The organism is Agrobacterium sp. MA01, assembly GCF_009650195.1.
Classification (GTDB): Bacteria; Pseudomonadota; Alphaproteobacteria; order Rhizobiales; family Rhizobiaceae; genus Allorhizobium.
On the sequence record NZ_CP045854.1, the window covers coordinates 1,205,245 to 1,222,051 of the forward strand.

15 protein-coding genes are annotated in these 16,807 nt (G+C 61.8%); 9 read left to right on the plus strand and 6 right to left on the minus strand.

Going from position 1 to position 16,807, the window contains the following annotated elements:
• Window positions 1–123 precede the first annotated feature (123 nt).
• Complete coding sequence (locus tag GH983_RS05865; protein ID WP_054150504.1) at window positions 124–1,056, minus strand: calcium/sodium antiporter; 933 nt, start codon at window positions 1,054–1,056, stop codon at window positions 124–126.
• A gap of 134 nt (window positions 1,057–1,190) precedes the next feature.
• The gene (locus tag GH983_RS05870) at window positions 1,191–2,234 is read right to left on the minus strand and encodes an aldo/keto reductase (protein WP_153761908.1); all 1,044 of its coding nucleotides are present in this window, start codon (window positions 2,232–2,234) and stop codon (window positions 1,191–1,193) included.
• A gap of 208 nt (window positions 2,235–2,442) precedes the next feature.
• Between GH983_RS05870 and fabD the strand changes: the two genes are divergently transcribed.
• The 7 genes from fabD to gmk all read left to right on the plus strand — a co-directional run bounded on the left by fabD (window position 2,443) and on the right by gmk (window position 9,034).
• Window positions 2,443–3,387 carry an ACP S-malonyltransferase gene (gene fabD, locus GH983_RS05875; RefSeq protein ID WP_153761909.1) on the plus strand — a complete coding sequence of 315 codons (945 nt, stop codon included), beginning with the start codon at window positions 2,443–2,445 and terminating at the stop codon, window positions 3,385–3,387.
• A gap of 30 nt (window positions 3,388–3,417) precedes the next feature.
• Entirely contained in the window at window positions 3,418–4,155 is a 738-nt protein-coding gene (gene fabG / locus GH983_RS05880) for a 3-oxoacyl-[acyl-carrier-protein] reductase (protein ID WP_153761910.1), read from the plus strand.
• A 275-nt stretch (window positions 4,156–4,430) separates the two neighbouring features.
• On the plus strand, window positions 4,431–4,667 hold the full coding sequence (locus GH983_RS05885) for an acyl carrier protein (protein WP_006727438.1): 237 nt from the start codon (window positions 4,431–4,433) through the stop codon (window positions 4,665–4,667).
• A gap of 132 nt (window positions 4,668–4,799) precedes the next feature.
• Window positions 4,800–6,056, plus strand: a complete 1,257-nt coding sequence (gene fabF, locus GH983_RS05890) for a beta-ketoacyl-ACP synthase II (RefSeq protein WP_153761911.1) — start codon at window positions 4,800–4,802, stop codon at window positions 6,054–6,056.
• 189 nt (window positions 6,057–6,245) lie between these two features.
• Window positions 6,246–7,469 (plus strand): endolytic transglycosylase MltG, encoded by a 1,224-nt coding sequence (mltG, locus tag GH983_RS05895; RefSeq protein WP_371418473.1) that lies wholly within the window; start codon window positions 6,246–6,248, stop codon window positions 7,467–7,469.
• A gap of 23 nt (window positions 7,470–7,492) precedes the next feature.
• Window positions 7,493–8,383, plus strand: coding sequence for a YicC/YloC family endoribonuclease (locus tag GH983_RS05900; RefSeq protein ID WP_153761912.1), 891 nt, complete (start codon window positions 7,493–7,495; stop codon window positions 8,381–8,383).
• Between the two features lie 3 nt (window positions 8,384–8,386).
• Window positions 8,387–9,034 carry a guanylate kinase gene (gene gmk, locus GH983_RS05905; protein ID WP_054150510.1) on the plus strand — a complete coding sequence of 216 codons (648 nt, stop codon included), beginning with the start codon at window positions 8,387–8,389 and terminating at the stop codon, window positions 9,032–9,034.
• A gap of 61 nt (window positions 9,035–9,095) precedes the next feature.
• Here gmk and betC read toward each other — a convergent pair whose 3' ends face one another.
• Together betC and choX are read right to left on the minus strand one after the other, a co-directional pair.
• Complete coding sequence (gene betC, locus GH983_RS05910) at window positions 9,096–10,583, minus strand: choline-sulfatase (protein ID WP_246727547.1); 1,488 nt, start codon at window positions 10,581–10,583, stop codon at window positions 9,096–9,098.
• 41 nt (window positions 10,584–10,624) lie between these two features.
• Complete coding sequence (gene choX / locus GH983_RS05915; RefSeq protein WP_246727548.1) at window positions 10,625–11,527, minus strand: choline ABC transporter substrate-binding protein; 903 nt, start codon at window positions 11,525–11,527, stop codon at window positions 10,625–10,627.
• Between the two features lie 154 nt (window positions 11,528–11,681).
• Between choX and GH983_RS05920 the strand changes: the two genes are divergently transcribed.
• Together GH983_RS05920 and GH983_RS05925 are read left to right on the plus strand one after the other, a co-directional pair.
• Window positions 11,682–12,599, plus strand: a complete 918-nt coding sequence (locus GH983_RS05920) for a LysR family transcriptional regulator (protein WP_054150512.1) — start codon at window positions 11,682–11,684, stop codon at window positions 12,597–12,599.
• A gap of 135 nt (window positions 12,600–12,734) precedes the next feature.
• Complete coding sequence (locus GH983_RS05925) at window positions 12,735–14,924, plus strand: methyl-accepting chemotaxis protein (RefSeq protein WP_153761915.1); 2,190 nt, start codon at window positions 12,735–12,737, stop codon at window positions 14,922–14,924.
• Between the two features lie 15 nt (window positions 14,925–14,939).
• On the opposite strand, the gene rsmA is transcribed toward GH983_RS05925, so the two are convergent.
• Window positions 14,940–15,767, minus strand: coding sequence for a 16S rRNA (adenine(1518)-N(6)/adenine(1519)-N(6))-dimethyltransferase RsmA (rsmA, locus tag GH983_RS05930; protein ID WP_153761916.1), 828 nt, complete (start codon window positions 15,765–15,767; stop codon window positions 14,940–14,942).
• Window positions 15,767–16,789, minus strand: coding sequence for a 4-hydroxythreonine-4-phosphate dehydrogenase PdxA (gene pdxA, locus GH983_RS05935; protein ID WP_153761917.1), 1,023 nt, complete (start codon window positions 16,787–16,789; stop codon window positions 15,767–15,769). The genes rsmA and pdxA overlap by 1 nt, the downstream gene beginning before the upstream one ends.
• Window positions 16,790–16,807: the final 18 nt, after the last annotated feature.

Below are 16,807 nucleotides of genomic sequence, written 5' to 3' on the forward strand. Positions count from 1 at the left end.
GCCACCAGCCAGAGACCGGGTGTTGTGAACGGCGCGCTTATACGCGGTTTAGCCACAAAAGCAAGGGCCGCACGGCATTTTATGCCGGCGGCCCGTGTCAAGGTTTGCAATGGCGCTGGTACGTCAGACCTGAACCAGTGCGAGCGTGTATCCGACATAGGCCACGAGCATCGCGCCGGCCGTCAATCTGCGCACGCCCAGATGCGCAAGAAGCAGGAAGGCGAAGCCGATGGTGACGCCCAGCATGACTGGGACGTCGAAACTGCCGAATCGCGGATCGACCGAGATCGGCTGAATGACGGAGGTCACACCCAGAATGAACAGGATGTTGAAGATGTTCGATCCGACGATGTTGCCGATCATGATATCGGAATGCTTGCGCAGCGCAGACATGATGCCGGTGGCAAGCTCCGGCAGCGAGGTGCCGACGGCAACGACGGTGAGGCCGATGACGGCTTCGGAGACGCCGAAGTCGCGGGCGAGATTGGTCGCACCGCGGACCAGCAGTTCGGCGCCGATAAACAGCGTGGCCAGGCCGCCGACAATCAAAAGGGTCATGAAGCCCGTGCCGAGTGTCTCGTGCTTCACGTCTTCATCCGCCAGTTCTTCGACCGCGCCCTTACCCTGAACATAGGCGTATAGGATGTAGGCGATCAGACCTGCGACCATAAGGAGGCCTGCGATTCGCCCGATGGCCTCGAACTGGACGAGACCCAGCAGCAGAACGGCAGCGCCGATCATCACATAGGTGTCGCGTTTCACGCCCTTGTCCCAATGCGTGATCGGAAAAATCATCGCACAGGCTCCGACGATCAGGAGAATGTTGGCCGTATTGGAGCCGACCACGTTGCCGATGGCGATGTCGGATGAACCGGTGAGGGCGGCGCGGACGGAGACCAGCAGCTCCGGCATGGATGTGCCGAAGCCAACGATCACGAGCGAAACGATCAGCGTCGGTATGGCGAGCTTCTGCGCCACGCCGATTGCACCGCGCAAGAGCCATTCGGCCCCGAAATAAAGGCCGACCAGGCCCCCGGCCACGAACAGGTAATCCAAGACAAACCCCCATAAAACAAGGCCCAAACGGCCGATATGTGATCGTCGCCGCAGGTGGTGATGCACTGCGGCGATGTTTAGGTCACGTCCGTTCACGTTTTTGTTTGTCGGACGGCTTCCCGGTATTCGTGTCGTCAGATCGGCATCGGATAGAGACGATGGATCTTGGCGATCTCCTGCATCACTTCGTCTGAGAGTGTCAGCTCCGCAGCGTCGATATTGGTCTTCAACTGCTCCATCGTCGTGGCGCCGATGATCACGGAGGCCATGAACGGGCGCGTCAGGCAGAAGGCGAGCGCCATGGCGGAGGGATCAATTTCATGCTTGGCCGCAAGCTCGACATAGGCGCGCGTTGCCGCTTCCTGATGCGGCACGAGGCGGCCGCCAATATCGCCGTTGATCGAGCCACGCGAGCCCGCCGGCTTCTTTCCGTCGAGATATTTGCCCGAGAGAATACCACCCGCGAGCGGTGAATAGGCGAGCAAGCCAACGTCTTCGTGATGAGAAAGTTCAGCCAGATCGAGATCGTAGTGGCGATAGAGCAGATTATACTCGTTCTGGATCGTGGCGACACGCGGAAGCCCCTTGGCTTCGGCAAGCGTCAGATATTTCTGTGTGCCCCAGGTGGTCTCGTTGGACAGTCCGACGGCCCGAAGCTTGCCGGCCTTCACACAGTCGCCCAAGGCATCCAGGATTTCCGCGATGTCGGCAGAGGCCCTTGTCTTATCCTGTTTGTAAGGATTGTAGTTCCAGGCGCCACGGAAGTGGAAATGCCCGCGGTTCGGCCAGTGGATCTGGTAGAGATCGACATAGTCGGTCTTCAGCCGTGTCAGGCTGGCGTCGAGCGCTTGCCTGACCACGGCGCCGGTGATCGGCTTGCCCTCGCGGATGTAGGGGCGGCCGGGGCCGGCGACCTTGGTCGCGAGCACGACTTGATCGCGCTTGCCCGACTTTTCAAACCAGTCGCCCATCAGGCGTTCGGTGTCGGCATAGGTCTCCGCCGAAAGTGGCGTCGTCGGATAAAGCTCGGCCGTGTCGAAGAAATTGACGCCGTGGTCGAGTGCGTAATCCATCTGCTGGTAGGCTTCCTCGTGCGTGTTCTGTGAGCCCCAGGTCATGGTGCCCAGGCAGATCTCGGAAACAAGGATATCGGTTCGGCCGAGCCGGTTCATCTTCATGGGGGAAGCCTCTGATGTGGAGGGATTGCCTTGGGAGGCGGGATGAGTTCCGCAGCAATCTAGTCAGAAATTGATGCATCGCAAGATGTCGATAGCTGTGGAACAGCCCTCTATTTCCGGTGTTTCGGGCGGTCGAGGAATGGTGCCAAGGCTTGACTCGCAAGGGCCAACTGTGAATTGACAGGGAAAAACCAAGGGAGAAACGCCCATGTCAGTCGCATTCACCTTTCCGGGTCAGGGCAGTCAGGCTGTCGGAATGGGCAAGGACCTTGCCGACAGTTTTGCCGAGGCCCGCGCCGTTTTCGAAGAAGTCGATGAAGCGCTCGGCCAGAAACTCTCCGATATCATGTGGAATGGTCCGGAAGAGACGCTGACGCTGACCGCCAATGCCCAGCCGGCGCTGATGGCCGTCTCGATGGCAGTCATCCGCGTGCTGGAGGCCAAGGGCCTGGATCTCAAGTCCAAGGTTGCCTACGTCGCCGGCCATTCGCTCGGCGAGTATTCCGCGCTCTGCGCTGCCGGCACCTTCTCGATCGGCGACACCGCGCGTCTCCTGCGCATTCGTGGCAATGCCATGCAGGCCGCCGTCCCCGTGGGTGAAGGCGCGATGGCCGCGATCATCGGTTTGGAGCACGGCGATGTGCAGGCGATCTGCGCTGAAGCCTCCGCAATCGGTCCCTGCCAGATCGCCAATGACAATGGCGGCGGACAGCTTGTCATCTCCGGCGGTAAGGCCGCCGTCGAGAAGGCCGCAGCACTCGCCACCGAAAAGGGCGCCAAGCGCGCCATCATGCTGCCGGTCTCTGCACCCTTCCATTCGGCACTCATGGGCCCGGCAGCCGACGCCATGCGCGAGGCCCTTTCCAAGGTCGAGAAGAAAGACCCCATCGTGCCGCTGATCGCTAATGTGCGTGCAGCCCCCGTCACCTCCGCTGCCGAGATCGCCGATCTGCTCGTCGAGCAGGTCACCGGTCAGGTGCGCTGGCGCGAAACGGTGGAGTGGTTTGGCGCCAATGGCGTCACCACGCTTTATGAAGTGGGTGCCGGCAAGGTCCTGACAGGTCTTGCCCGCCGCATCGACAAGAACATCAGCGGTGTGGCCGTCAACGGCCCGGCCGACATCGACGCAGCGCTCGCCGCCCTCAACGGCTGACCGCCTCAACGAATAACAAGGAACCCGACCATGTTCGATCTGACCGGCCGCAAGGCCCTCGTGACTGGCGCCACCGGCGGCATCGGCGAAGAAATTGCCCGCCAGCTGCATGCCCAGGGCGCAATTGTCGGCCTGCACGGCACGCGCGTCGAAAAGCTGGAAGCACTGGCCGCCGAGCTCGGCGATCGCGTCAAGATCTTCCCGGCCAACCTCTCCGATCGCAACGAAGTCAAGGCGCTCGGCGAAAAGGCCGAGGCTGAACTCGAAGGCGTCGACATCCTCGTGAACAATGCCGGCATCACCAAGGACGGCCTGTTCGTCCGCATGTCGGATGCCGACTGGGATGCGGTGCTCGAAGTCAACCTGACCGCCGTCTTCCGCCTGACGCGCGAGCTGACCCATCCGATGATGCGCCGCCGCTTCGGCCGCATCATCAACATCACCTCGATCGTCGGCGTGACCGGCAATCCGGGCCAGGCCAATTACTGCGCCTCCAAGGCCGGCATGATCGGCTTTTCCAAGTCGCTCGCCCAGGAAATCGCGACCCGCAACGTGACGGTCAACTGCGTGGCGCCGGGCTTCATCGAAAGCGCCATGACCGGCAAGCTGAACGACAAGCAGAAGGATGCGATCATGGGCGCCATCCCGATGAAGCGCATGGGCACGGGCGCAGAAGTCGCGTCCGCCGTCGTTTACCTCGCCTCCAACGAGGCTGCCTACATGACGGGCCAGACGCTGCACGTGAATGGCGGCATGGCGATGATCTGATAACATTGCCGGAAACAGCCCCTGCGCAATAGGATGTTGACCAAGGCGAGGGTGCGAATTTCTGGCTTTGCGGCGCGCTTAAACCGTGTTAAGCGGGCCATGACTGTGAGCAGTTGCTCCGTCTCATGAGCCGAAGTTTATGCTTTTGTTTGCATAAACCGCTCTGGGTCAGGGCCGAACAGGTTTGCTGGTGGGACGAAAGCGTCACTGGCTGAATGCAGGGTAGGGACGCCATTAAGGCTCCCTCTGAATTTTAGAAGGTCGAGGATACCGACATGAGCGATATCGCAGAACGCGTGAAGAAAATTGTAGTTGATCATCTCGGCGTTGACGCTGAAAAGGTCGTCGAAGGCGCCAGCTTCATCGACGATCTGGGCGCTGACTCGCTCGACACCGTCGAACTCGTCATGGCCTTCGAAGAAGAATTCGGCGTCGAGATCCCGGACGATGCAGCTGACTCGATCCTGACGGTCGGCGACGCTGTCAAGTTCATCGAGAAGGCCCAGGCCTGATCGATCACACTGCTGCGGAAGGCGGGCGCGAGCCCGTCCTATCCGCTTGGGCCCGCGATGAGCGGGCCTTGTTGTATCTGGACCTTTGTTTACAGTGACTTCGGTCAACCAATTTAGGGTGGGCTTCGCACGATGAGACGTGTCGTCATCACCGGTACCGGCATGGTATCGCCTCTGGGATGTGGAACGGAACTGACCTGGCAGCGGCTACTGGCCGGCCAGAGCGGTGCCCGCCTGGTCACGGAATTTGAGGTTGAGGACCTGCCGGCCAAGATCGCCTGCCGCATCCCGACCGAAGGCGAGGGCGCCTGGAACCCCGACGACTGGATGGAGCCCAAGGACCAGCGCAAGGTTGACGCCTTCATCATCTATGCCCTTGCTGCAGCCGATATGGCGTTGAAGGATGCCGGCTGGGAACCAAAGAACTACGAAGAAGAGTGTGCCACGGGCGTCCTGATCGGCTCCGGCATCGGCGGCCTCGAAGGCATTGTCGAAGCCGGCCACATCCTGCGCGACAAGGGGCCGCGTCGCCTCTCGCCCTTCTTCATTCCGGGCCGCCTGATCAACCTCGCCTCCGGCCAGGTTTCGATCCGCCACAAGCTGCGTGGCCCGAACCATTCCGTCGTGACGGCCTGCTCGACCGGCGCCCATGCGATCGGCGATGCTGCCCGTCTGGTCGCGCTCGGCGATGCCGACGTGATGGTCGCCGGCGGTACCGAATCGCCAATCAGCCGCATCTCGCTCGCCGGCTTTGCCGCCTGCAAGGCGCTGTCGACCGCCCGCAACGACAATCCGACCGCCGCCTCGCGTCCCTATGACAAGGACCGTGACGGTTTCGTCATGGGTGAGGGTGCCGGCATCGTCGTTCTGGAAGAACTGGAACACGCCAAGGCCCGTGGCGCCAAGATCTATGCCGAAGTCGTCGGCTATGGTCTCTCGGGCGACGCCTTCCACATCACGGCTCCCTCCGAGGATGGTGACGGTGCGTTCCGCTGCATGACCATGGCGCTGAAGCGTGCCGGTCTGAAGCCGTCCGACATCGACTACATCAACGCCCACGGCACCTCGACCATGGCCGATACGATCGAGCTGGGTGCCGTCGAGCGCCTGCTCGGCGATCATGCCGAAAATGTCTCGATGTCGTCGACCAAGTCGGCCATCGGTCACCTGCTTGGTGCGGCCGGTGCGGTGGAAGCAATCTTCTCGGCGCTGGCGATCCGCGACAACATCGCGCCGCCGACGCTTAACCTCGACACTCCCGATGTCGATACCAAGATCGACCTCGTGCCGCACAAGGCGAGAAAGCGCGAGATCAATGTTGCCCTGTCGAATTCCTTCGGCTTCGGCGGGACCAATGCCTCGCTCGTGCTGAAGCGCTACGAGGCCTGATCGCACCCGGGCGGCCGGTCGCTGATCTGCCGCCCGCGATTGCACTGGATGAAGGCTGGGCGCTCTTGCCCGCCACCACTTTTAGCGGGTAGAAATCATGCCAACGCCCGGCGCACCTGTGCCGGACGATGACCCGGATTTTTGCCGCATTGCTGGATAAAACAGCCGCGAGTGCGAAACAAAGAAGGATTGCCGGTGACCGACAACAGCCAGAACGGCGGTAGCCAGAACAACGGTGTCTCCTTCGGCCGCGATGCCGAGACCCAGCCGGGCAAGGGACCCTTCATTCCGAAGTCGCCGAACGAGGCCCTGCGCCCCGAGCGCGTGCCGCAGCCGCCGCGCCGGTCGCGCAAGGCGCGCAGCCAGCTGGTGATCTTCCTGAACTTCCTGATGACCATGGTGGTCTTTGTCAGCGTCGTGGCCGTGGCCGGCTTCTTCTACGTCATGGACAGCTACCAGAAGCCCGGTCCGCTCGTCGCCAACACCAATTTCGTCGTGCGCAGCGGTGCTGGCCTCGCCGAGATCGCCAACAACCTGGAACGCAACGGCATCGTCTCTGACGCCCGCATCTATCGCTATGTCACGACGACCTACCTCACGGACGGCCAGACGCTGAAGGCCGGCGAATATGAGATCAAGGCCGGCTCTTCGATGAAGGAGATCACGGCGCTTCTCGAATCCGGCAAGTCCATCCTGTATTCGGTGTCCTTCCCGGAAGGCCTGACTGTCAAACAGATGTTCCTGCGACTTGCCGCCGATCCGGTGCTTGAAGGCGACCTGCCTGCGGAGCTTCCGCCGGAAGGCAGCCTGCGTCCAGATACCTACAAGTTCACGCGCGGCACGAACCGTGCCGAGATCGTTGCCCAGATGCGGGCCGCCCAGGAGCGGCTGATCGACCAGATTTGGGAGAAGCGCGATCCGGATCTGCCTGTCACGACCAAGGAAGAGTTCGTCACGCTGGCTTCTATCGTCGAAAAGGAAACCGGCAAGGACGACGAACGTGCCCATGTTGCCTCGGTCTTCATCAACCGGTTGAACAAGCGCATGCGGCTCCAGTCGGACCCGACGATCATCTATGGCCTGTTCGGTGGTGACGGCAAACCGGCAGATCGCCCGATCTATCAGTCGGACATCCGCAAGGAAACGCCCTACAACACCTATGTGATCAGGGGGCTGCCGCCAGGCCCGATCGCCAATCCGGGCCGTGCTGCCCTCGAAGCGGTCGCCCATCCGTGGAAGACGGATGATCTCTATTTCGTCGCCGACGGAACCGGTGGTCACGCCTTCGCCAAGACGCTCGATGAGCACAATGCGAATGTCCGTCGCTGGCGCAAGATCGAGGCCGAGCGCGCTCAAACGCCGCCAGCCACACTGGATGTAGATCCGGAAGTCGATCCGTCGGCCAATAACTGAGACCGGCGGTAAGGGGCGGGGACATGACACTGCAATCCATGACGGGCTTCGCCCGGGTCGAGGGCTCGTCCGGTCGTTATCGCTGGGCCTGGGAACTGCGCTCGGTGAACGGCAAGGGGCTCGACCTGCGCACGCGCCTGCCGCAGGGGCACGAAGCCCTGGAGACGGATATCCGTCGCCTTGCCAGCGAGCGCCTGACGCGCGGCAATCTGCAGATCGGCCTCAGCGTGACGGTCAGTGAAAACCGCGTCGAAGCGGTGCTCAATCATGATGCACTGGCGGCCGTTCTCGCGTTGCGCAACGAGCTCGGACCCGACGTACTGGACCCGGCTCCGCTCAGGCTGGACACACTCCTGTCGATCCGAGGGCTCGTCGACATGCGCGAAGCGACTGATGATGCCGAAGCGATCGCCGAGCGTGACGCGGACATTCTCGCCGGCCTCGAACGCTCTATCTCCGCACTGGTCGACATGCGCACGACCGAGGGGGCGGCACTGCGCCGGATCCTCGAAGAGCATATCGCCAGGATCGAACAGCTTGCCCTGCAGATCGAGGCGGATCCGTCGCGTTCGCCCGATGAGATTGCCCGCCGGCTTGAAACGCAGCTTGCGAGCCTGATGGACGGGACGAGCGGCCTCGACCGCGACCGCCTGCATCAGGAAATCGCCCTGATCACCACCAAGGCGGATCTGCGTGAGGAAATCGATCGCCTCAAGGCCCATGTGACGGCGGCCCGCGAACTGTTGTCCGTTGGTGGTCCCGTCGGCCGCAAGCTCGATTTCCTGGCGCAGGAATTTAACCGCGAATCAAATACTATCTGTTCCAAGTCCAATGCCGTCGCAGTCACTGCCGCCGGCATCGAATTGAAGGTCGTCATCGACCAGTTCCGCGAACAGGTTCAGAATCTGGAGTAGTCCATGGCCGCTGCCGCCCCCACCTCCGTCAAGATCGCAAGGCGCGGCCTGATGCTCGTCATCTCCTCGCCCTCGGGCGCCGGAAAGTCGACGATCGCCCGCACCTTGATGGATCGCGACCAGCAGATCAGCCTCTCGGTCAGTGTGACGACCCGGCAGCGCCGCCAGAGCGAGATCGAGGGTGTTCACTACCACTTCGTCTCCCAGCGCGAATTCGAACGGCTCCGCGATAGCGACTCGCTGCTCGAATGGGCGCAGGTGCACGGCAACTACTATGGTACGCCGCGTGAGGCCGTCGAGACGGCCATGGGCGAGGGCCGCGACATGCTCTTCGATATCGATTGGCAGGGCGCCCAGCAGCTACAGGAAAAGATGTCGGCCGATGTCGTCTCGATCTTCATCCTGCCGCCGACCATGGCCGAACTGCAGTCGCGCCTTCATCGCCGTGCAGAGGATACGGAGGAGGTCATCCAGACACGCCTCAACAATTCCCGCTCAGAGATCAAGCACTGGCGCGAATATGACTATGTCATCGTCAATGACGACCTGAACTCCGCCTTCGATGCCGTCCAGTCCATCGTCAAGGCCGAGCGCCTGCGCCGCGATCGTCGCCATGGCCTCTTCGACTTTGTTGAAGGTCTGATCGCCTGAGATTGTCTCTGATTCATTGAAAAGGGCGGCCCGATTATCTCGGCCGCCCTTCTTGTTTGGATCATTCGCCTCTTGGGAAGCGCTGACTTTCTTCGAGAATGTTGAGGTCCATATGGTTGCGCATATAGCGCTCCGAGGCCTTCTGCAGCGGCTGGTAGTCCCAGGGGAAATAGGCGCCGTTGCGCAACGCCGTATAGACGATGTGTCGCCGCGCCTGACTTTCCCGCACAGCGGCATCGAAACGCATCAGATCCCAACGTCGGGCTGCTTCCTCCCGCAATGCCTCGAACACGCTTGCCGCCGCCGGATCGTGAGCGAGGTTGGTCATCTCACAGGGATCAGCTTCTAGATCGGTCAGGATCGGTGGATCCGCCGCACAGAGCGTCAGTTTGTGACGCTCGTTTCGAAGCCCGACCATGGGACTCACCGTGCCCTCCGCCGCATATTCCATCGGAACAATGCTGCGGCCGCCAGTGCCGGTCGCAAGCGGCATCAGGTCCTCGCCGTCGGTCCAGTCCTTGATCGTCGAGATGTCGATGCCTGCGAGACCGGCAAGCGTCGGCGTCACATCGAGCGTCGAGACCGGCGTTGTTACCAGGCGTCCCTCGATCCCGGGCACAGCCATCATCATCGGTACCCGCGCGGAGCCCTCGAAGAAGTTCATCTTGAACCAGAGGCCTCGCTCGCCAAGCATGTCGCCATGGTCGGAGACGAAGAGAATGATCGTGTTCTCCGCCATCCGGGTGCGCTCGAGCACGTCGAGGATCTCGCCGATCTTGTCGTCGACATAGGAGATATTGGCGAAGTAGCCTTGCCGCGCACGGCGTATGTGCTCGTCCGTGATGTCGAAGGCGAGGTGGTCACAGGCATCCATCAGGCGCTGCGAATGCGGATCCTGTTCGTCATAGGGGATCGCAGGCACACTCGGCTGCAGGGCGTCGCAGCCCTCGTAGAGATCCCAATATTTTCGCCGCGCAACATAGGGGTCGTGTGGATGGGTGAAGCTGACCGTCAGGCACCAGGGACGCTCGTCGTGTCCGCGCGACAGGTCGTAAAGCCGTCGCGTGGCGTTGTAGGCCACCTCGTCGTCATACTCCATCTGGTTGGTGATCTCGGCAACGCCGGCGCCCGTGACGGAACCCAGATTATGGTACCACCAGTCGATCCGCTCGCCCGGCTTGCGATAGTCGGGGGTCCAGCCGAAATCGGCGGGATAGATGTCGGTCGTCAACCGCTCCTCGAAACCGTGCAGCTGGTCAGGCCCGACGAAATGCATCTTGCCCGACAGGCTGGTTTGATAACCGGCAGCCCTGAGGTGATGCGCATAGGTCGGGATATCGGAGGCGAATTCCGCCGCATTGTCGTAGACGCGGGTCCGGCTCGGCAATTGCCCGGACATGAAGGAGGCACGCGCCGGTGCGCAGAGCGGGCTTGCCGTATAAGTGTTGGCGAAGCGCACGGAGCGCTTCGCCAGGGACTTGAGATGCGGGGCATGCAGGAAGTCGGCGGGACCATCCGGAAAGAAGGTGCCGTTGGCCTGATCCACCATCAGGATCAGAATATTGGGGCGTGATGTCACTGGATACGACCTCAAAGACCGAGAGCGGATTTGACCGCCGCGTCACCCGGCTGGCCGTCAAAGGTCGTCACGCCCTTCAGCCAGCCATCCATGACGGCAGGATTGGCCTTCAGCCATTCCGTTGCGGCTTCCTTCGAATCCTTGCCGCCGAGGATCTCGCCCATCAAGACGTTTTCCATCGAGACGTCGAAGGTCATCTGCTTGAAGAGGGTGGCAGCGTTCGGGCAGTTGCCGCTCCAGCCAGTGCGGGCCAGCGTATAGACTTCCGCGCCGCCAAAATTCGCGCCGAAATAGGCGTCGCCGCCCGAAAGATAGGTGAGGTTGAACCGTTCGTTCATCGGATGCGGCGCCCAGGCGAGGAAGACCACGCCCTTGCCTTCCTTCGTGGCGCGCTCGACCTGGGCCAGCATCGCCTGCTCGCCGGACTCGACAAGTTCCCAGCCCTTCAGACCGAATTCGCCGGCATCGATCATCTTCTGGATGTTCGCATTGGCCGGCGCGCCCGGCTCGATGCCGTAGATCTTGCTTTCGAACTCGTCGGGATTCTTGCCGAGATCGGCGAAATCCTTGATGCCCTTGTCTGCAACCGCGGTCGGGACAGCGAGAGTGAACTTTGCACCTTCCAGGTTCTTCGCCAGCACTTCGATCGCCTGTGCAGCGTTCAGGTCGTCGATGAAGGCCTGCTGAGCGGGCATCCAGTTGCCGAGAAACACGTCGATCTCGCCGTTCTTCATCGACTGATAGCCGATCGGCACGGATAGCGTCTTCACATCGGGCTCATAGCCGAGCGCATCGAGAACGACCGAGGCGACACCATTGGTCGCCGTGATGTCGGTCCAGCCCGGATCGGACAACCGGACGACCTTGCAGCTCTCGGCGTCCGCAGCGGCCGCAGTGGTGGTAATCAACAGCATTGCCAGAGCGGCGAGCCCGCTAAGGCGTGTGCCGGACGTAAGTGTCTTGCGCATGATGGTTCCCTCTTTTTGTGATATTGGTTACCCTTATTCAAGAGCCGCACCATTCACCTGTGAAGCGGGAGAATTTTGATGTTTCACATAGAGAAAATTTATGTCTGAAGCGCTGATCGATCTCGCCTGGATGCGACTGCTGGTCGAGATCGACCGGAAAGGCTCCCTGTCGGCCGCAGCCGAAGCGCTCGGTCTGACCCAGCCGGCCGTGAGCTATCAGATCCGCCTTCTGGAGCAACGATTTGGTCAGCCCTTGCTGCATCGCCTGCACAGGGGCGTCAGATACACTGATGAAGGGCGGCGACTGCTCGCGATTGCGGAACGCACGGTGTCGGAGGTGGATGCCCTGCAGCGCAGCGTGCGTGCTGCGCGCAGAAGACCCACCGTGCGGCTCGCCACGGATTACGCCTTCTCCAGCCTTTGGCTCATTCCTCGCATGCATGTCTTTCGGCAAAGCCATCCGGAAATCGATTTGCAGATCGTCGCAACCCAGCGCCTCGGGCACCATTGGCGCGAGGATGCGGATCTCGCCGTCGCCTTCGGCACGGGCAGCGAGTTCGGCGCCGATGCCCGCCTGCTGATGCCCGAACGGGTCGTGCCTGTCTGCACGCCCATCCTGGCGCAAAGCCTCAAGGATGGTCCGGGCCTGCCCATCCGGCAATGTCCCCTGATTCATCTCGAAGCCGAGCACGTCTCGCCTTGGCTCGACTGGCCTGCATACTTGTCGCGGTTGCAACGGGGCGAAAGCCTGCAGGACAGTCCGGGCGATCTCCGCTTCAACACCTATGCGCTCGTGGTTCAGGCCGCCATGGCTGGGCAGGGTGTGGCTCTCGGCTGGCTGGGCGTCGTGGATCAGCTGCTCGAGGCCAATTTGCTGGTCGTGGCGGGTGAGGTGATGGCGGTCCAAGGGCGTGGTTACTGGCTTGTGCCGGGCAGCAGCAGCGAAGCCGTCAATCTGCTGGCCACATGGTTGATCGACGAGGCCGCTGGCTCAGTTGCTGGACGTTTCGCGAACTGAAAGCCAAAGAAACGGCATCATCTCTCAATTTTCTCAATTTCAGAATGACTAATGTTTAACCATTGCAACGCATGATCCTGATGACGCTATGGTTGCGTAATTTTAGTAAAAACCGATGCAACGCTGGGGATCGAGATGCGACTGACGGATGTTTCAGTGACTTGGCGCCTCGCGGTGGCGCTTGCCATACCGCTCGTGGCTCTGGCCGGTCTGGCCTATGTCGAAATCAATACGACGTTTACTGCCTATCAGCATGCTCGCCATCTGAACATCGTCAGCGCCGATCTCGGCGTGATCGGTGATTTCGTGCATGCGCTCCAGGCGGAACGCGCCGAAGCGGTGGGCCTGCTCGCCTCCAAGGGACGGGAGCATGGCGCCGAACTTGAGGCCGCCCGAACCGCCGGTGCGCCCGCCCTCGACAAGATGGACCAGGTTCTCGCCGACATGAAGGCCGAGGGCGATCCGACACTGATGCGCCACGAAGAGGAGCTCACGGCGGTGCTGGCGAAGCTTCCGCAGATCCGGTCCTCGACCGACAATCTGACCTTGGCGCCCGCAGAAGTATTCGTCTACTACACCGATCTCGTTCACCGGCTCATGAATGTCTCGCGCGAGTTCTCGCTCGCTGCCGGCGCCAAGGGCGTGGTCGGCAAGATGATGGCCTACAGCCTGCTTATGAACGCCAAGGAAGTGGCAGGCCAGGAGCGTAATCTGGGGCATGCCTTCATCTCGGAAGGCAAGTTCGACGAGGCGCATTATCTCGATTTCATCGGCATGTTCGGTTCGCAGAAATCACTGATCGACCAGTATCTCGAACTGCTGCCGGACGAGGATCGCGAACACTACCGTGAATCGCTGCATACGCCGGATGCGGAGGCAGTCGAGGATATCCGCTCGAAGATGATGGTGGGTGGCCTGTCGGCTGACCTCTCGGCTATCGACAGCGCTGAGTGGCTGGAGCGTTCGGCGCGCCGCATAGAGCGTCTGAAGGAACTCGAAAACGAGACGCTGGCGACCATTGTCGTGGATGCGCAGGGGATGGCTGATCAGGAGTACCATCATCTGCTGCGTGTTGCCGGGATCACCAGTACGGTGCTCACCTTTGCCTGCTTCTTTGCCATCTCCCTGTCCTTGACCGTCGTGCGTCCGCTGCGGCGCCTGACACGGACGATGAATGATCTGGCCGCCGGTAATGTCGAAGTCGACCTGATCCGAGCCGAGAGCAAGGACGAGATCGGCCAGATGGGACGCGCCGTCACCGAATATATCGCGCTTGCCAAGGCCCGCATGGTCAAGGAACGCGAGGAGCAGGAAGCAGCCGAGCGGATCAAGCGTGCGGCTGAACTGGAGGCCGAACGCGAACGGGCAGAACGTGCCGCGGAGATCTCTTATGCGGTTGAACAACTCGCCAGCGGCCTGGATGCGCTGTCAGCGGGGGAAATCGGCTATCGTCTCTCCAAACCCTTTGCGCCCTCTCTCGATCCGCTTCGCATAAGCTTCAACGGCTCGATGGAGCGGCTGTGCGGCGTGATGTCGACCATCCGCGAGAGTACCGGACAGTTGCATGGCGGCTCGCAGGAACTGCAGCTGGCAGCCGACGACCTCGCCCGCCGTACCGAACGCCAGGCTGCCGCTCTGGAAGAGGCTGCCGCTTCGATCACCCAGATCACCACGACCATGACGAGTTCCACGCAACGTGCGGAAGAGGCAGGCCATCTGGTGCGCGAAGCAAGCGTGACCGCCCAGAAATCCGGTGCCGTCGTGGCGGATACGGTGAAGGCCATGCACCATATCGAACAGTCCTCCGGGCAGATCAGCCAGATCATCTCGGTCATCGATGAAATCGCCTTCCAGACCAACCTTCTGGCCCTGAATGCCGGCGTCGAGGCCGCCCGGGCAGGGGAGGCCGGCAAGGGCTTTGCCGTCGTCGCGCAGGAAGTCCGCGAACTCGCCCAGCGGTCTGCCAACGCCGCCCGCGAGATCAAGGCACTGATCAATCGCTCGGCGCAGGAGGTAGAGGCCGGGGTTCGGCTGGTCAACGAAACCGGCGACACGCTGAAGGGCATCGAAGATCATGTGATGAAGATCAACGAACGCGTCACGGCCATCGTTTCGGCTGCAAAGGAGCAGTCGGCAGCGCTCAACGAGATCAGTCAGGCCGTCAGCCAGATGGACCAGGTGACCCAGCAGAATGCGGCGATGGTTGAGGAAGCGAGTGCAGCAACGTCAAGCGTGGCGACTGAAGCCGACCGGCTCAACGGTCAGATCGCCATGTTCAAATTGCCTGGAAACGAGAATCGTCAGCGCGGCCGCGAGGCCGCCTGACGAAGAGCCGGGTAGTCAGAGCAGATTGGCGATCCGGCAGAATTCCTCGACGCTGAGCGTTTCCGCCCGGCGTTGAGGATCGATCTCGGCGCGGGCGAGCAATGCTTCCCCGCCGATAGGCTTGAGGCTTTGCCGGAGCATCTTGCGACGCTGGCCGAAAGCAGCCTGCGTCGCCTTTTCCAGCTTGTCCGGATCACAGGGCAGGGGCTTCTCGATCGGGACCAGATGGACCACGGTCGAGGTCACCTTGGGCGGCGGCGTGAAGGCTTGCGGCGGGATGTCGAAGGCCATGTGCGCCTCTGTCCGCCAGCCGCAGAGCACGCCGAGCCTGCCGTAATGATTGTCGTCCTCGCGCGCCACGATCCGCTGCCCGACTTCCTTCTGGAACATCAATGTCAGGGACTGCCAGAAGGGCGGCCATTGGTCTGGCAACAGCCAGTTGACCAGCAACTGCGTACCGACATTGTAGGGCAGGTTCGAGATGATCTTCACCGGCTCGCCTGGAGCCAGGCTCTCGAAATCGGTCTTCAGCGCATCACCTTCGATCACCTCGAGGCGACCGGGATAATGCTCGGCAATTTCCTGCAGAGCCGGTAGGCAGCGCGGATCACGCTCGATGGCAATGACCTTCTTCGCGCCTAAAGCAAGGATTGCCCGGGTAAGGCCGCCCGGACCTGGCCCGACCTCGATCACCGTCACACCTTCAAGTGACCCGGCATTGCGGGCCACCTTCTGGGTCAGGTTCAGATCGAGCAGGAAGTTCTGTCCGAGCGCCTTCTTGGCATCCAGTCCATGGCGCGCAATCACGTCGCGCAGCGGCGGCAGTCCATCGAGCGCGGCCATCAGCGAGATGCATCCCGCGCATGCGCCATTCGATCAGCCATCCGCAAGGCTGCAACGAGGCTGGTTTCCTTGGCAAAACCGCTGCCCGCGAGACCGAAAGCCGTTCCGTGGTCAGGCGAGGTGCGGATGAAGGGAAGCCCGAGCGTTACGTTGACGCTGTCGTCGAAGCCGAGGGCTTTGGCCGGTATCAGTGCCTGGTCGTGATACATGCAGATCGCCACGTCGTATCGATCACGCGCATCGTCGTGGAACATGGTGTCGGCGGGCAGGGGGCCAAACGCATCGATGCCCTCGTCACGCAGCCTGCCGATCGCCGGGTGGATGATATCATCGTCCTCATGGCCGATCGCGCCATTCTCGCCCGCATGCGGATTAAGGCCGGCGACCGCCAGTCGCGGGGAGGCGATCCCGAACCGATCGGCGAGATCCTGCGCGACGATCCGGCAGGTGGCGACGATCAAGGCTTCGGTCAGGGCGCCGGGAACATCTTTCAGCGGAATGTGTATGGTCACGGGTACGGCCTTCAGCTTCGGCCCCGCGAGCATCATGACCGGCATTACGGAGCCACCCTTTGCACGCGCCGCGAGATCGGCGAGAAACTCGGTATGCCCGGGAAACCCGAAGCCGGCTTCGTACAGCACGGATTTTGCAATCGGACTGGTAACGACCGCGCGCACTGCACCCGAGAGGCACAGGGCGACGGCCGTCTCGATGGCTGTGATCGTGCCGCGGGCATTCGCCACATGCGGCTTTCCGGCCAAGACATCGACGCCCGTCGGAATGGGAAGAACCGGAAGCGCCCGGACGAAGACGCCGCTTGCATGCGCCGCATCCGTCTCCTCGACGGTAACGTCGAGTTCCAATTGGCGGGCGCGAACCTTCAGGACCTCGGGATCGCCGACATAGAGAAACGGCGGAAGCGCCAGCTCATCACGTTTCAGCCAGGCCTGAAGAGCAATATCCGGCCCGATACCGGCCGGATCGCCCTGGCTGAGCGCCAGCGGAAGGACGCCATTGGTCATGGAACGGCCTTTCGCGGC

Bases quoted from the DNA above. Each gene is read 5' to 3' on its own strand.
- GH983_RS05870 (WP_153761908.1), bottom strand. From the start codon at position 2,234: ATGAAGATGAACCGGCTCGGCCGAACCGATATCCTTGTTTCCGAGATC.
- fabD (WP_153761909.1), top strand. From the start codon at position 2,443: ATGTCAGTCGCATTCACCTTTCCGGGTCAGGGCAGTCAGGCTGTCGGA.
- fabG (WP_153761910.1), top strand. From the start codon at position 3,418: ATGTTCGATCTGACCGGCCGCAAGGCCCTCGTGACTGGCGCCACCGGC.
- GH983_RS05885 (WP_006727438.1), top strand. From the start codon at position 4,431: ATGAGCGATATCGCAGAACGCGTGAAGAAAATTGTAGTTGATCATCTC.
- fabF (WP_153761911.1), top strand. From the start codon at position 4,800: ATGAGACGTGTCGTCATCACCGGTACCGGCATGGTATCGCCTCTGGGA.
- GH983_RS05900 (WP_153761912.1), top strand. From the start codon at position 7,493: ATGACACTGCAATCCATGACGGGCTTCGCCCGGGTCGAGGGCTCGTCC.
- gmk (WP_054150510.1), top strand. From the start codon at position 8,387: ATGGCCGCTGCCGCCCCCACCTCCGTCAAGATCGCAAGGCGCGGCCTG.
- betC (WP_246727547.1), bottom strand. From the start codon at position 10,583: ATGGTGGATCAGGCCAACGGCACCTTCTTTCCGGATGGTCCCGCCGAC.
- choX (WP_246727548.1), bottom strand. From the start codon at position 11,527: ATGCTGTTGATTACCACCACTGCGGCCGCTGCGGACGCCGAGAGCTGC.
- GH983_RS05920 (WP_054150512.1), top strand. From the start codon at position 11,682: ATGTCTGAAGCGCTGATCGATCTCGCCTGGATGCGACTGCTGGTCGAG.
- GH983_RS05925 (WP_153761915.1), top strand. From the start codon at position 12,735: ATGCGACTGACGGATGTTTCAGTGACTTGGCGCCTCGCGGTGGCGCTT.
- rsmA (WP_153761916.1), bottom strand. From the start codon at position 15,767: ATGGCCGCGCTCGATGGACTGCCGCCGCTGCGCGACGTGATTGCGCGC.
- pdxA (WP_153761917.1), bottom strand. From the start codon at position 16,789: ATGACCAATGGCGTCCTTCCGCTGGCGCTCAGCCAGGGCGATCCGGCC.